Here is a 14,221-nt window from a genome sequence, read left to right as displayed (position 1 = left end):
CCGCCCCCGATCCTCCCACGTCCGGAAGGTGATCCTTACGTGGGTCCAGCAGGCGGACGCGGCGGCGGGCACCCGCGGCCCGGTGCCGGCGGACGTCAGCGGGCGGCGAGCGCGGCCTCGCCCGCCGCGCGCATGGCGGCGACCGGGGCGGGCTTGCGGCCGGTCATCTGCTCGACCTGGAGGACCGCCTGGTGGACGAGCAGGTCCAGGCCCCCGACGACGGCCCCGCCGTACGCGGACCAGCGGGCGGCGAGCCCGGTCGGCCACGGGTCGTACAGGACGTCGAAGAGGGTGGCCGGGCGCTCCGGGATCTCGGCGGCGAGGGCGTCGGTGGCACCGGCCGGGGTGGTGGCCACGACGAGGGGCGCGCGCAGCGCCTCGGCGGCGTCGGCCCAGTCGGCGGTGCGCACGGGGACGCCGAGCCGCTCGCCCCAGCCCCTCATCTCGGCGGCGCGCCCGGCGCTGCGGACGTAGGCGACGACCTCGCCGGTGCACACCCGGGCGAGGGCGGCGAGGGCGGAGGACGCGGTGGCGCCGGCGCCGAGGATCGCGGCGCTCTCGACCTGTTCGACGCCGCGCTCGCGGAGGGCGGCGACCATGCCGGGGATGTCGGTGTTGTCGCCGGTCTTCCGGCCGTCGTCGGTGAACACCAGGGTGTTGACGGTCTCCACGGAGGCGGCGGTCTCGGTGATCTCGTCGAGGAGGGGTATGACCGCGCGCTTGAGCGGCATCGTCAGCGAGAGCCCGGCCCACTCGGGGCCGAGCCCGGCCACGAAGCCGGGCAGCGCCGCCTCGTCGACGTCGAACAGGTCGTACGACCAGTCCGTCAGGCCCAGTTCCGCGTACGCGGCGCGGTGCAGCACCGGGGAGAGCGAGTGGGCGATGGGCGACCCGAGAACGGCCGCCCGGCGGGCGTCAGTTGCCCGAGCTGTCATCGAATTTTTCCTTGAGCCTGTTGAATTCCGCGAGCGTCTTCGCGAATTCCGTCTTCTCCTGGCCGTCCGTCGCGACGAAGTAGATCCAGCCCTGGTCGGTCGGATCGAATGTCGCGTCGAGCGCGTCTTCTCCGGGGTTGTCGATCGGGCCCGGCGGAAGACCCTTCTGCGTATAGGTGTTGTACGGGTCCTTGTTGCTGTAGATCTCGTTGATGCTGATGTTGATGTTGCTCTCGCCCTTCAGGTAGTTGAAGGTCGAGTCGAACTGGAGGAGCTGGTTGGTCTCGGTGTTCGTGGGCTTGAGGCGGTTGTAGACCACCTCGGCCATCTTGCGGTAGTCGTCCGAGGTCTTGCCCTCCGCCTGGACGAGGCTCGCGACCGTGATGACCTGCAACGGGCTGTCGAGACCGAGCGTCTTCGCCTTGGCCGCGAGGTCGTACCTGCCGTAGGCCTCGTTCGCCTGGGAGACCATCTGCTTGAGGATCGCCCGGGGCTTCATGCCCTTCGCGACACCGTAGGTCCCGGGGTAGAGGAATCCTTCCAGCGGGTCCTTGATGTCCTTGTTGTCGTTCGCCCAGCTCGGCAGACCGAGACTCTTCCAGTCCGCCTTCGCGACCTTTCGCGTGCTGCCGGCGGAAAGGCCGAGTTTCTTGTCGAGTTCGGTGTAGACCTTCGTGGTGCGCCAGCCGGGAGCGACGACGAGATTGTTCTGGCTCTTCGGGTCGAGCATCAATGTCACGGCACTCGCGGCGGACATGTGCTCCTTGAGCAGATAGACGCCCGCCTGGATCTTGTTGCCGTCCGCGTTCTGCGACTGGGCCGAGACGAAGGCGTCGACGCTCTTGACGACGCCCTCCTTCTTCAGCGCCTGTCCGATGGCATAGCCGCCCGCGCCCTTGGGGATGGTGACGCTGACCGAACCGGTGCCCCCGCCCTCGTAGTCCGGGGCCGCACCGAAGCGGTTTTGGTAGAACTGGTAGCCGAAATAGCCGACGCCGCCGAGGCCGCCGCCGAACACCAGTACGACCACCATGCAGGCGCAGCCGCTGCGTCTCTTCTTGCCGCCCTTGCCCTTGCCGTCGCGTCCACGCCGGTCGCCCCGGCCGCCGTCGAGGTCGTCGCCCTCGTCGTCACCGCCCGCGAAGAACGCGTGTTCCCCCTGGTCCGGACCCGGATCCCAGTCGGTGCGCGGTTCGGGCTCGGCGCGCCTGCGGGCCGGCGGCTCCGGCGGCGGGTAGGCGTCGGGGGTGTTGTAGAAGTCGGGCTGCTCCGCGCCGTAGTTGACGGCCTGCTGCCCGTAGGGGTCGCCGGGATCGGCCGCGTACGGCACCTGCGCGTGCGAACCGGTGCCGTCCCAGTACCCCTCCTGCGGGTACTGCGGCTGCTGGGCCTGCTGGTACTGCTGCTGCCCGTAGCCCTGCTGGGCGGGGTCGGCGTACGTCTGCGGGGCCTGCTGCCCCTGGTCGGGGTAGTGCTGGTTGCCCTGCTCGTCGTAGTACGGGTACTGCTGCTGCTGCGCCTGCGCCGGGCCGGGGTAGGGGTGCCCGCTCTGCTCGTCGTAGTACTGCTGCTGCGGGGCCTGGCCGTAGGGGACCTGATGACCTTGGCCCCAGTCGCCGTACTGCGACTGGGGCTGCTGCTGCGGGTGATTCTGCTGGTGGCCGTCGTAGGAGGACTGCTGACCCGTGTGGCCGTGCTGGTCTGCCCAGCCGCCGTCCCCGTACAACGGGTCCTCCGGGTGCCACGGATCGGAGCCTGGGCCCCGGCCATACTCAGTCATCGATCCCCTAGAGCCGCGAGGCGGCGGTCGCGCGGCTTTCACCCCTGCGCCCGTTCCGCCTCTTTCTGTGCGGCGACTGTTCGAACACCGCCGCATCGCGCGGAACGTTACCGTATCGCGATCAGATGACCACTTCGACGCCCTCGCCGGGCGGAGCGCCTGACACCCGTTCGGATTCGAGTGCCTGCTGAAGGATGATCACAGCGGCTGCCTGGTCGATGACGGCCCGGCCCTTCCTGGACCTGACGCCGGAGGCGCGCAGTCCCTGACTGGCCGTCACCGTCGTCATCCGCTCGTCCACCAGCCGGACCGGTACGGGGCTGATACTCCGGGCGAGTTCATCGGTGAACGCCCGGACCTTGACCGCGGCCGGCCCCTCGCCCCCCTTGAGGGAGCGGGGCAGACCGACCACGACCTCGATCGGTTCGTACTCCTCGACGAGCTGCTTCAGCCGGCGGTGGGCCGCCGGGACGTCGCGTCCCGGAACGGTCTCCACCGGTGTGGCGAGGATGCCGTCGGGGTCGCACGAGGCGACCCCGATCCGGGCGTCCCCGACGTCGATCGCGAGCCGGCGTCCGCGGCGCATCACTTGGCCGTGTCCGCCACGAGGCGCTCGACGGCGTCGACGGCGTCCCCGACCGCGGCGGCGTTCTGGCCGCCGCCCTGGGCCACGTCCGGCTTGCCGCCACCGCCGCCGCCGAGGGTCTTGGCCGCGGCGCGCACCAGCTCGCCGGCCTTGAGGCCGCGCTCGCGGGCGGCCTCGTTGGTGGCGATGACCGTCAGCGGCTTGCCGCCGACGACGCTGAACAGCGCGACCACGACGGCCCGTCCGCCCTGGATGCGGCCGCGCACGTCGAGCACCAGCCTACGCAGGTCGTCGGCGGTGGTGCCGTCCGGGACCTGGCCGGTGACGAGGGCGACGCCGTGCACGTCCTTGGCGCTGGAGGCGAGACCGGCGGCGGCCTGGAGCACCTTCTCCGCGCGGAACTTCTCGATCTCCTTCTCGGCGTCCTTCAGCTTGCCGAGCATGCCGGAGATCTTCTCGGGAAGCTCCTCCGGGCGGCCCTTGAGCAGTTCGGTGAGCTGGTTGACCACCGTGTGCTCGCGGGCGAGGAAGTTGTACGCGTCGACGCCGACCAGGGCCTCGATGCGGCGCACGCCGGAGCCGATGGACGACTCGCCCAGCAGCTTCACCAGGCCGAGCTGGGCGGTGTTGTGGACGTGAGTGCCGCCGCACAGCTCCTTGGAGAAGTCGCCGATGGTCACGACGCGCACGCGCTCGCCGTACTTCTCGCCGAACTCCGCGATGGCGCCCTGCTTCTTGGCGTCCTCGATGCCCATGACCTCGGCCTGGACGTCGAGGTCGCGGGCGAGCACCTCGTTGATCTTCTGCTCGACGTCCGTCATCACGGCCGTGGGCACGGCGGACGGCGAACCGAAGTCGAAGCGGAAGCGGCCCGGCTGGTTCTCCGAACCGGCCTGGGCGGCCGTCGGGCCGAGAGCGTCGCGCAGCGCCTGGTGGGTGAGGTGCGTGGCGGAGTGGGCGCGGGCGATGGACTTGCGGCGCCGGGTGTCGATGGTGGCCTGGACCAGGTCGCCGACGGTGACCTCGCCGACCTGGACGACGCCCTTGTGGACGTAGACCCCGGGCACCGGCTTCTGGGTGTCCCGCACGGAGACGATCGCGCCGGAGGCGACCTTGATGCGGCCGGTGTCGCCGATCTGGCCGCCGCCCTCGGCGTAGAAGGGGGTGCGGTCGAGGACGATCTCGACCTCGTCGCCCTCGGTGGCGGCCGGGGAGGAGACACCGTCGACGAGGATGCCGACGACCGTGGACTCGGTCTCGGTGTCGCTGTACCCGGTGAAGTCGGTCTGGCCGGCGCGGTCGGCGATCTCGCGGTAGGCGCCCATGTCGGCGTGGCCGGTCTTCTTGGCCTGGGCGTCGGCCTTGGCGCGCTCCCGCTGCTCCTTCATCAGGCGCCGGAAGCCGTCCTCGTCCACGGACAGCCCCTGCTCGGCGGCCATCTCCAGGGTGAGGTCGATGGGGAAGCCCCAGGTGTCGTGCAGCAGGAACGCCTTGTCGCCGGCGAGGACCTTGCCGCCGGCGGCCTTGGTGTCGCTGACGGCGGTGTCGAGGATGTTCGTGCCGGCCTTCAGCGTCTTGAGGAAGGCGTTCTCCTCGGCGAGAGCGACCTTCTCGATGCGCTCGCGGTCGGAGACCAGCTCCGGGTACTGCTGCCCCATCATCAGGATGACGGTGTCGACGAGGTCGCGGACGACCGGGCCGCCGGCGCCGAGCAGGCGCATGTTGCGGATGGCGCGGCGCATGATGCGGCGCAGCACGTAGCCGCGGCCCTCGTTGCCGGGGCTGACGCCGTCGCCGATGAGCATCACCGAGGTGCGCATGTGGTCGGTGACCACGCGCAGGGCGACGTCCGTCTCGTGGGACTCGCCGTAGGCGACGCCGGTGAGTTCGGTGGCGCGCTCGATGACGGCCATGGAGGTGTCGATCTCGTACATGTTCTGCACGCCCTGCAGAATCATGGCGAGACGTTCGAGGCCCAGGCCGGTGTCGATGTTCTTGCTGGGCAGCTCGCCGAGGATCTCGAAGTCCTCCTTGCCGATGCCCGCGCCGCGCTCGTACTGCATGAAGACCAGGTTCCAGATCTCCACGTACCGCTCGTCGTTGACGGCCGGGCCGCCCTCAACGCCGAACTCGGGGCCGCGGTCGTAGTTGATCTCGGAGCACGGGCCGCACGGGCCGGGCACGCCCATGGACCAGTAGTTGTCCTTCTTGCCCAGGCGCTGGATGCGCTCGGCGGGGACGCCGACCTTCTCGCGCCAGATGCGCTCGGCCTCGTCGTCGTCGAGGTAGACGGTGATCCACAGCCGCTCGGGGTCGAGGCCGTAACCACCCTTGTCCTGGGGCGAGGTGAGCAGCTCCCAGGCGTAGGTGATGGCCCCTTCCTTGAAGTAGTCGCCGAAGGAGAAGTTGCCGCACATCTGGAAGAAGGTGCCGTGCCGGGTGGTCTTGCCGACCTCTTCGATGTCAGGGGTGCGCACGCACTTCTGCACGCTGGTGGCGCGCGACCACGGCGGCTTGACCTCACCGAGGAAGTACGGCTTGAAGGGCACCATGCCGGCGGGGACCAGGAGCAGAGTCGGGTCGTCCGCGATGAGCGACGCCGAAGGGACGACGGTGTGACCGCGCTCCTCGTAGAAGCTCAGCCAGCGGCGGCGGATCTCAGCCGACTCCATCAGTGGTCCTCATTCCGGTTGTTCCGGTACGTCGACCTCTCGACGTACCCGGTGTGCTTGAAGGTGTTGCTGTTCTCGATGACGCGGTGCCGCGCCGGCGCGGGCAGTTCGTGCCCGTCGGACGCGTTCAGGCCGAGCGCGTCGCCGAGTTCGGCCTCGCGCTGCGCCATGTTGTCGCGGACGTCGAGGGCGAAACCGAGGGCGCGGTCCTTGATCCGGCCGCCCGTCTCGATCGCCTTGTTCGCCGCCTGCACGGCGAGGTTCTCGGGGGTCAGGGCCCTCAGCTTGCGGTTGACCTTGGTGGTGGCCCACACGCCGGCTGCGACGCCCGTGGTGAACCAGAAGGAACGGCGGAACATAGCTGGGTTCAGTCCTTCTTCCGCTTCGTCCGCCGCGCGGCCGGGACACTGCGGCCCACGATCACGGTGCGCCTCGGCGTCTTCTCGGGCACGTCCTCCCGCGCACTTCCCCCCGCGCCGTCGCGGCGGCCGCCCAGGGCGCGGCGCACCCCGTAGCCGAAGGCCGCGACCTTCACGAGGGGGCCGCCGAAGGTGGAGGCGACGGTGGTCGACAGGGCGGAGGCGTTCGACGTGACCTCCTGGACGTCGGTGGCGATCGCGTCGACCCGGTCGATCTGGGTCTGCGCGGAGCGCACCGCGGAGGAGGCGTCGGCCAGCAGCGGGACGGCCTGGTCGGTCACGTCCGCGACGAGCTTGGTGGTCGCCCTGAGCGTCTGGGCCAGCCTCGCCAGCGCGACGGCCAGGAAGGAGACCAGGATCGCCCAGAAGACGGCCACCAGCATGCCGGCCACTTCACCACCGGACACTGTGCGCACCCGCTCCCTGAAGACAAATACGTGCGAGACAAAAACATGCGTGAACAACATAAAGAGTCGCCCACCGAGCCTATCGCGCCCCGGGCGGGCCTCCGTACCCGATTTCCCCCGCGGGCGGGGCCCACTCGCGGGAAGCGATTGTACGGACTGATTACGGTTCAGTACGCTCCGTGTCCCATGCGAGATGCTCAAGCCCCCGGCGCCCCGGAGAACGGCGGCCCGCCGCCGGAACTCAACGCGTTCGTGGGCCGTGCCGCCGAGCTCGACGCCCTGTCGCGGACCCTGGACGCCGCCCGGCTGGTGACGCTCACCGGCGCGGGCGGGGTCGGCAAGTCCCGCCTCGCGGCGCGGGCCGCGGCGGCCCGGCCGGTGCGCGACGGGGTGTGCTGGGTGGACCTGGCGGCGCTGCGCGACCCCGAACTGCTCGACTACGCCGTGCTCGAAGCCCTCGGCCCGGCCGACCACACCGCGCGGCTGCCGCGCGAGACCCTCCTCGACGACCTGGCCGGACGTGAACTCCTGCTGGTGCTCGACGGGTTCGAACACCTCGTGGACGTGTGTGCGGACCTGGTGACCGAACTGCTGCGCCGCAGCGCCGCGTTGCGGGTACTGGCGGTCGGCCGCAGGCCCCTGCGGATCACCGGCGAACGGCTCGTCGAACTGCCGCCCCTGGACACCGACGCGGCGGCCGAGCTGTTCGCGGACCGGGCCGCCGGACAGGGCGTGGCCCTCGCCGAGCGGCACCGCGCGGACGTACGGGAGCTGTGCCGCCGGCTCGACGGCGTCCCGCTGGCCGTCGAGCTGGCGGCGGGACGGCTGCGCGCGCTGTCGCCCGGCCAGTTGCTGGAGCGGCTGGACGACCGGTTCCGGCTGCTGACGGGCGGGGACCGGGGCGGCCCGGACCGGCACCGCGCCCTGGTCACCGCCGTCGGCTGGAGCCACGAGCTGTGCACGCCCGCGGAGCGGCTGCTGTGGTCGCGGCTGTCCGTGTTCGCCGGGGCGTTCGACCTGGAGGCCGCCGAGTACGTGTGCGGCGGCGAGGGCCTGCACGCCGACGACGTGCTCGACGTGCTGTCCGAACTGCTGGCGCAGTCCGTGCTGAGCCGCGAGGAGACGGCGACGGGCGTGCGCTACCGGATGCTGGAGACGGTACGGGCCTACGGTGCCGACTGGCTGGAGGCGACCGGGGACGCGGAGCGGCTGCGGCGGCGGCACCGGGACTGGTTCGTGGGCCTGGCGACCTGGTGCGAGCTGGACTGGTTCTCCCCCCGGCAGGGCGAGGTGGCCGCCCGCATGGAGGCCGAACTGCCCAACCTGCGGCGGGCGTTGGAGTACTGCCTGGGCGAGCCGGACCAGACGCACCTGGGCCAGTACCTGGCCGGCTCACTGTGGTTCTACTGGGCCGGCTGCGGCCGCCTCGCGGAGGGCAGGCACTGGCTGGAGCGCAGCGTGCGGCTGTACTCCGAGAGCGACAACGAGCAGTCGCGGCTGAAGGCGCTGTGGGTGCTGAGCTACGTGGCGATCCTCCAGGGCGACCGGGTCCCGGCGCTCGCCGCGCTCCAGGAGTGCCGCGAGGAGGCGGAACGTGCCGCCAACGCGGTGGCCGTGGCGTACGCCGAGCACCGTTCGGGCTGCCTCGCCCTGGTCACGGACGACGTGGAGCGCGCGGAGACGCTGCTGCGCTCGGCCCTCGACCGCTACCGGGAGATCGGCGAACTCAACAGCAACGTCCTGATGGGCCAGGTCGAACTGGCGATGACGCGGGCGTTCCAGGGGGACCTGCCGGACGCGGTGCGGCTGTGCGAGGACGTGCGCCAGGTCTGCGAGGACCACGGCGAGCGGTGGACCCGCTCGTACGCGCTCTACGTCCTCGCGTACGCGGCCTGGCACGACGAACGCCCGTCGCAGGCACGGGAGTTGCTGGTCGACTGCCTGGCCGGCGCGCACGGCTTCCACGACCTGCTGGGCTGCGTCCTGGCGCTGGAGCTGCTGGCGCTGGTCACGCTGACCGAGGGCGACCCGGCGGAGGCGGCGGTGCTCCAGGGCGCCGCGGCGGCGCAGTGGCCCTCGGTGGGGCTGCCGCTGTTCGGCTCCGCGTACTACCACGCGCCGCACGAGCGCTGCGAGACGGCGGCCCGCCGCGCGCTGGGCGACGAGCGGTACGGGCGGTGCGCGGAGGAGGGGGCGGGGCTGACCCGGGACGCGGCGGTCGCCCGCGCGCTCGGCTGGACGGAGGCGGCGCGGACGGCCCCCGCGCCGCCCGCGCCCCGGGACGGCGCGCGGCACGGCGGCGGCACGGCCCCGGACGTGCGAAGGCCCGCCGCCTCGCCCGCCCACAGGGGCGGGGAGTCGGCGGGCCGACGCGGAGAGGGTCCCTACGACCGCTGAAGGAAGATCAGCGGGCGTAGTACTCGACGACGAGCTGCTCGTCGCAGATGACCGGGATCTCCTTGCGGTTCGGGTCGCGGTCCAGGCGGAACGCGAGGGCGCGCAGGTTCACCTGGAGGTAGCGCGGGGTCTCGCCGTCGGGGGCGAAGCCACCCTCGCGGGCGATCTCGAACAGCGGCTTCTGACGGCTGCGCTCGCGGACCATCACGACGTCGTCGGGACGGACGCGGAACGAGGGCTTGTCGACCTTCTGGCCGTTGACCTCGATGTGGCCGTGGACGACCATCTGGCGGGCCTGGTAGATCGTGCGGGCGATGCCCGAACGCAGGACCAGCGCGTCGAGACGACGCTCCAGCTCGATGATCAGGGCCTCGCCGGTCTTGCCCTGCACCTTGGAGGCACGCTCGTAGGCGCGGACGAGCTGACGCTCGGACACGTCGTACTGCGCGCGCAGGCGCTGCTTCTCCAGCAGACGGACCTTGTAGTCCGAGTTCTGCTTGCGGCCGCGGCCGTGCTCACCCGGCGGGTAGGGGCGGGCCTCGAAGTACTTGACGGCCTTCGGGGTCAGCGCGATGCCGAGGGCACGCGACTTCTTGACCTTGGGGCGGGACTGGTTCGGCATGAACCAAACACCTCGTGTCTCTGATGCGAATACGGCTTCACCAGGGTTAGGGGAGGTCGCAATCCGCAGCCGGGGAAACCCTTGAGGTCCGCGTGGAACCTGTCGGGCAGCCGCTCCCCTGGTCTGGGCACATACGTGCAGCACGCGAGTGGCCCACCGACCGGTCCCGGAAGTACGGGGGGTGGTGGGCTGCCCGCGACACCTTCGACGGTGCGCGACGCTCCTGGAGAACCCCGCCCGGGGGCCGGGTCTCCGGCTGAATGTCCCGTTCTGGTGATGTCGGCCGAAGCCGGACACGGGACGCAGCACTGCGAGCCATCGTACAGGCTCCGCGGGAGCACTCCCGACCGGGCTCCGGGGGCCGCCGGGCGGGCCGGCGCTCAGGAGTCCCTGCGGCCCAGGTTCCTGCGGGTCCACTCGACGGCGTCCGCGTACCGGGCCTCGGCGCCGTGCCGGGTCGGTTCGTAGTACTCGCGGTCCTTGATGCTGTCCGGCGCGTACTGCTGGGCGGCGATGCCCTCCGGCAGGTCGTGCGGGTAGACGTACCCCTGCGCGTGGCCCAGCTTCGCGGCGCCCTGGTAGTGGCCGTCGCGCAGGTGCGGCGGGACCTGGCCGGCGTGGCCCTTGCGGACGTCGGCGAGGGCGGCGCCGATCGCGGTGGTCGCGGCGTTGGACTTCGGGGCGAGGGCCAGCGCGATGGTGGCGTGGCTGAGGGTGAGGGCCGCCTCGGGGAAGCCGATCATCGCGACGGCCTGCGCGGCGGCGACCGCGATCGGCAGGGCGTTCGGGTCGGCCAGGCCGATGTCCTCGCTGGCGGAGATCATCAGCCGGCGGGCGATGAAGCGGGGGTCCTCGCCGGCGTCGATCATCCGCGCGAGGTAGTGCAGGGCGGCGTCGACGTCGGAGCCGCGGATGGACTTGATGAGGGCGCTGGCGACGTCGTAGTGCTGGTCGCCGTCCCGGTCGTAGGTGACGGCCGCGCGGTCGACCGTCTCCTCCAGGGTGCCGAGCGCGATCTCCGCCTCGCCCTTGTCGAGCGCGGCGCCCGCGGCGGCCTCCAGGGCGGTCAGCGCGCGCCGGGCGTCACCGCCCGCGATGCGCAGCAGGTGGTCCTCGGTGTCCGCGGGGAGGGTGACGGCGCCGCGCAGGCCGCGTTCGTCGGTGAGCGCGCGGCGCAGCAGGCCGCGCAGGTCGTCGTCGGTGAGCGGTTCGAGGGTGAGCAGCAGGGAGCGGGACAGCAGCGGGGAGATCACCGAGAAGTACGGGTTCTCCGTGGTGGCCGCGATGAGGGTCACCCAGCGGTTCTCGACGGCGGGCAGCAGGGAGTCCTGCTGGGCCTTGCTGAAGCGGTGGATCTCGTCGAGGAAGAGGACGGTCTCCTTGCCGTAGCCGCCGGTGGCGCGGCGGGCGCCCTCGATGACCGCGCGGACCTCCTTGACGCCCGCGGTGATCGCGGAGAGCTCCACGAAGCGCTTGTTGGTCGCCTTCGAGACGACGTACGCCAGGGTGGTCTTGCCGGTGCCGGGCGGGCCCCAGAGGATCACCGAGGAGGGACCGGCCGGGCCGCCGGCACCCTCGCCGACCAGGCGGCGCAGTGGTGAGCCCGGTTTGAGCAGGTGCTGCTGCCCCTCGACCTCGTCGAGGGTGCGGGGACGCATGCGTACCGCCAGGGGACTGCCGGACGGATCCTTCTCCTGGCGTTCTTCCGCCGCGGCGGTGAAAAGGTCGGGCTCCACGGACAAAACCCTATGTCACCCCACTGACAACGCCCCGGCCGAGGCCGGGGCGTGCGTCGGGTGACCGGACCCGGCCGGTCAGCTCGTCCAGAAGGTCCACCAGCGGGTCAGGATCAGCACGCCGATGATCCCGATGTGCAGCACCGGCAGCACCCAGGTGAACTCGCTGAAGAAGGACTTCAGCCAACGCGGCCCGGGAAGCAGGGAGTTGCGGACGTTGAAGGAGGTCACGTACCAGAACATGGTGATCGTGGCGACCCACGCGAGGCAGCACCACAGGCACAGCGCGTTGATCCGGTACAGGGACTGGAACTGCAGCCAGGTGCAGAAGCCCACACCGAACAGGGTGCCGAAGTTGAAGGTGAGCCAGTACCAGCGCGGGAAGCGGGCGCGGGCCAGCAGACTCATGCCGACGCAGATCACGATGCCGTAGCAGACCAGGCCCAGCATCGGGTTCGGGAAGCCGAAGGCGTGCGCCTGCTCGGACTCCATGACGCTGCCGCAGGAGACGACGGGGTTGAGGCTGCACCCGGGGGTGAAGGTCGTCCCGGCGACCTTGGCCTCCAGCAGCTTGAACTTGTCGATCGTGATGACCCACGCGGCAAGCAGTCCGGCGGCGCCGGTGATCAGCAGCAGTACGGCGAAGGCACGGCTGCCGCCGACCGAACGGGACACCGGATCGTTCTCCGGGGCGGGGTCGGTGGAGACCTCTCTCACAGTCGTCTTGCTCATCACGCCGATTCCGTCGGTCGGGGGCCGGATGTTCTTCGGACCCGGTCATTGTGCCGCACACGCGCGGGTGTCCACCGTTCGATCCGCATAAGGAAGTCCCGTGCGCGGGTGCCCGCGGTGGTGACGCGGGCACCCGCCGCGGCCCACACTCTGCGCATGACTGTTCACGGGGACGATCTCGCGGTGGAGGTACGGGGGCTGCGCAAGCGGTACGGGGAGGTCACGGCCGTCGACGGCGTGGACCTCTTCGTGCGGCGCGGCGAGGTGTTCGGCCTGCTGGGGCCCAACGGGGCGGGCAAGAGCACGACGGTGGAGATCCTTCAGGGGCACCGCTCGCGGGACGGGGGCGAGGTGCGGGTGCTCGGCGGCGACCCGGCGTCGGGCACGCGCGCGTGGCGCTCGCGGATCGGGATCGTCTGGCAGGACGAATCGGCACCCGCCGAGTTGACGGTCCGGGAGACGGTGCGGCACTTCGCGCACTACTACCCGGCACCGCGCGACCCGGCGGAGGTGATCCGTCTGGTCGGTCTGGAGGAGAAGGCGGACAGCCGGGTCAAGGGGCTCTCGGGCGGGCAGCGCCGTCGTCTCGACGTGGCGCTCGGCGTGATCGGCGGCCCCGAGCTGCTGCTGCTGGACGAGCCCACGACGGGCTTCGACCCGGCCGCGCGGCGGCGGTTCTGGGACCTGGTGCGCAAACTCGCCGCCGAGGGCACCACGATCCTGCTGACCACGCACTACCTGGAGGAGGCGGAGGCGCTCGCGGACCGCCTCGCGGTGCTCGCGGGCGGCCGGATCGCCGCCGAGGGCACACCGGCGGCCCTGCGCGAGCGGTACGGCACGGAGGCCGTCGTCGAGTGGACCGACCCGGACGGCACGCCGCGCGACGAGCGCACCACGACGCCCACCGCCGCGGTCGCCGCCCTCATGGAGCGCTTCGACGGGGAGATACCGGGGCTGCGGGTCGGCCGCCCCACCCTGGAGGACGTGTACCTGCGGCTGACCGGACAGGAGGACGCGCGGTGAGCGCCGAGGCCCTGCCCGCGGACGGCGGGGACGCGCGCGCCACGGACACGACGGGCGCACCCGACGCGCGGCGGCTGCCCGGGGCCTGGGCGCTGGGGCTGCGGCGGGGCGGCCTGGAGATCCGGCAGTTCTTCCGCCAGCGCGACCAGGTCGTGTTCACGTTCTCGTTCCCGGTCGTGCTGCTGTTCCTGTTCGCCTCGATCTTCGACGACGACCTGCGCGGGACCGGGGTCACCGCCTCGCAGCTCTACGTTCCCGCGATGATCGCGTCCGGGATCATGTCCACCGGGTTCCAGTCGCTGGGCATCTCCATCGCCGTGGAACGCGACGAGAAGATGCTGCGCCGGCTGCGGGGCACACCGATGCCGCCCGCCGCGTACTTCCTGGGCAAGATCTGGCTGGTGCTGGTGACCGGTGCGCTGGAGACGGCGCTGCTGCTCACCGTCGGGGCCGTGTTCTACGACGTGCCGCTGCCGTCGACGGCGGCCCGCTGGGGGGACTTCGCCTGGATCTTCGTGCTGGGTCTGACCGCGTGCGCGCTGCTCGGGGTGGCCGTCAGCTCGCTGCCCCGGTCGGCGAAGAGCGCGAGCTCGGTGGTCGTGCTGCCGTTCCTGGTGCTCCAGTTCGTCTCCGGGGTGTACATCTCGGTGGACGACCTGCCGGAGTGGATGCTGAACATCGGCGCCCTGTTCCCGCTGAAGTGGATGTGCCAGGGCCTGCGCGGGGTGTTCCTGCCGGACTCCGCGCGGGTGCTGGAGCAGACCGGGCAGTGGGAGTTCGGGCGGTGCGCGCTGGTGCTCGGCGCGTGGTGCGTGGGCGCGCTGGTGCTGTGCCTGCTGACGTTCCGCTGGAAGGACCGGCGGGAGGGGTAGCGGGAGGGGCGGTGCCCGCGTGCGGCACCGCCCCACCCGT

The 14,221-nt window shown here is 71.5% G+C and carries 12 protein-coding genes; 3 read left to right on the top strand and 9 right to left on the bottom strand.

All coding sequences use genetic code 11. From position 1 onward, the window contains the following. Positions 1-95: 95 nt before the first annotated feature. From ACFZA0_RS19945 to ACFZA0_RS19920, 6 genes are all read right to left on the bottom strand, one after another. Positions 96-935 carry a shikimate dehydrogenase gene (locus tag ACFZA0_RS19945; protein ID WP_391018391.1) on the bottom strand — a complete coding sequence of 280 codons (840 nt, stop codon included), beginning with the start codon at positions 933-935 and terminating at the stop codon, positions 96-98. Continuing rightward, positions 916-2,715, bottom strand: a complete 1,800-nt coding sequence (gene mltG / locus ACFZA0_RS19940) for an endolytic transglycosylase MltG (protein WP_391018389.1) — start codon at positions 2,713-2,715, stop codon at positions 916-918. Before mltG ends, ACFZA0_RS19945 begins: the two co-directional genes overlap by 20 nt. A 121-nt stretch (positions 2,716-2,836) precedes the next feature. Beyond that, complete coding sequence (gene ruvX, locus ACFZA0_RS19935; RefSeq protein ID WP_391018387.1) at positions 2,837-3,301, bottom strand: Holliday junction resolvase RuvX; 465 nt, start codon at positions 3,299-3,301, stop codon at positions 2,837-2,839. After that, entirely contained in the window at positions 3,301-5,973 is a 2,673-nt protein-coding gene (alaS, locus tag ACFZA0_RS19930; protein WP_391018384.1) for an alanine--tRNA ligase, read from the bottom strand. Before alaS ends, ruvX begins: the two co-directional genes overlap by 1 nt. Next, positions 5,973-6,332 (bottom strand): hypothetical protein, encoded by a 360-nt coding sequence (locus ACFZA0_RS19925; protein ID WP_391018381.1) that lies wholly within the window; start codon positions 6,330-6,332, stop codon positions 5,973-5,975. The genes alaS and ACFZA0_RS19925 overlap by 1 nt, the downstream gene beginning before the upstream one ends. An 8-nt stretch (positions 6,333-6,340) precedes the next feature. Next, positions 6,341-6,808 carry a DUF948 domain-containing protein gene (locus ACFZA0_RS19920; protein ID WP_391018379.1) on the bottom strand — a complete coding sequence of 156 codons (468 nt, stop codon included), beginning with the start codon at positions 6,806-6,808 and terminating at the stop codon, positions 6,341-6,343. Between the two features lie 177 nt (positions 6,809-6,985). Here ACFZA0_RS19920 and ACFZA0_RS19915 point away from each other — a divergent pair, with 177 nt between their 5' ends. After that, the gene (locus ACFZA0_RS19915; RefSeq protein WP_391018376.1) at positions 6,986-9,196 is read left to right on the top strand and encodes an AAA family ATPase; all 2,211 of its coding nucleotides are present in this window, start codon (positions 6,986-6,988) and stop codon (positions 9,194-9,196) included. Between the two features lie 7 nt (positions 9,197-9,203). Here the strand turns inward: ACFZA0_RS19915 and rpsD are convergent, their stop codons facing one another. The 3 genes from rpsD to ACFZA0_RS19900 all read right to left on the bottom strand — a co-directional run bounded on the left by rpsD (position 9,204) and on the right by ACFZA0_RS19900 (position 12,286). After that, complete coding sequence (gene rpsD / locus ACFZA0_RS19910) at positions 9,204-9,818, bottom strand: 30S ribosomal protein S4 (RefSeq protein WP_391018373.1); 615 nt, start codon at positions 9,816-9,818, stop codon at positions 9,204-9,206. Between the two features lie 380 nt (positions 9,819-10,198). Continuing rightward, entirely contained in the window at positions 10,199-11,554 is a 1,356-nt protein-coding gene (locus ACFZA0_RS19905) for an AAA family ATPase (protein WP_391018370.1), read from the bottom strand. Between the two features lie 78 nt (positions 11,555-11,632). Then, complete coding sequence (locus tag ACFZA0_RS19900; RefSeq protein ID WP_391018367.1) at positions 11,633-12,286, bottom strand: vitamin K epoxide reductase family protein; 654 nt, start codon at positions 12,284-12,286, stop codon at positions 11,633-11,635. A 156-nt stretch (positions 12,287-12,442) separates the two neighbouring features. Here ACFZA0_RS19900 and ACFZA0_RS19895 point away from each other — a divergent pair, with 156 nt between their 5' ends. Together ACFZA0_RS19895 and ACFZA0_RS19890 are read left to right on the top strand one after the other, a co-directional pair. Beyond that, a complete protein-coding gene (locus ACFZA0_RS19895) occupies positions 12,443-13,309 on the top strand; it encodes an ATP-binding cassette domain-containing protein (protein ID WP_391018366.1) in 867 nt (288 codons plus the stop codon). A gap of 11 nt (positions 13,310-13,320) precedes the next feature. Then, a complete protein-coding gene (locus ACFZA0_RS19890) occupies positions 13,321-14,181 on the top strand; it encodes an ABC transporter permease (protein WP_391018701.1) in 861 nt (286 codons plus the stop codon). Positions 14,182-14,221: the final 40 nt, after the last annotated feature.

This window comes from Streptomyces sp. NPDC008150 (assembly GCF_042956945.1).
Classification (GTDB): Bacteria; Actinomycetota; Actinomycetes; order Streptomycetales; family Streptomycetaceae; genus Streptomyces.
Note: the sequence above shows the minus strand (reverse complement) of the source record. Positions and strands in the feature narration are given on the sequence as shown.

Coding starts and splice junctions, on each gene's coding strand:
- mltG (WP_391018389.1), bottom strand. CDS start 2,715: ATGACTGAGTATGGCCGGGGCCCAGGCTCCGATCCGTGGCACCCGGAG.
- ACFZA0_RS19895 (WP_391018366.1), top strand. CDS start 12,443: ATGACTGTTCACGGGGACGATCTCGCGGTGGAGGTACGGGGGCTGCGC.
- alaS (WP_391018384.1), bottom strand. CDS start 5,973: ATGGAGTCGGCTGAGATCCGCCGCCGCTGGCTGAGCTTCTACGAGGAG.
- rpsD (WP_391018373.1), bottom strand. CDS start 9,818: ATGCCGAACCAGTCCCGCCCCAAGGTCAAGAAGTCGCGTGCCCTCGGC.
- ACFZA0_RS19915 (WP_391018376.1), top strand. CDS start 6,986: ATGCGAGATGCTCAAGCCCCCGGCGCCCCGGAGAACGGCGGCCCGCCG.
- ACFZA0_RS19925 (WP_391018381.1), bottom strand. CDS start 6,332: ATGTTCCGCCGTTCCTTCTGGTTCACCACGGGCGTCGCAGCCGGCGTG.
- ruvX (WP_391018387.1), bottom strand. CDS start 3,301: ATGCGCCGCGGACGCCGGCTCGCGATCGACGTCGGGGACGCCCGGATC.
- ACFZA0_RS19945 (WP_391018391.1), bottom strand. CDS start 935: ATGACAGCTCGGGCAACTGACGCCCGCCGGGCGGCCGTTCTCGGGTCG.
- ACFZA0_RS19900 (WP_391018367.1), bottom strand. CDS start 12,286: ATGAGCAAGACGACTGTGAGAGAGGTCTCCACCGACCCCGCCCCGGAG.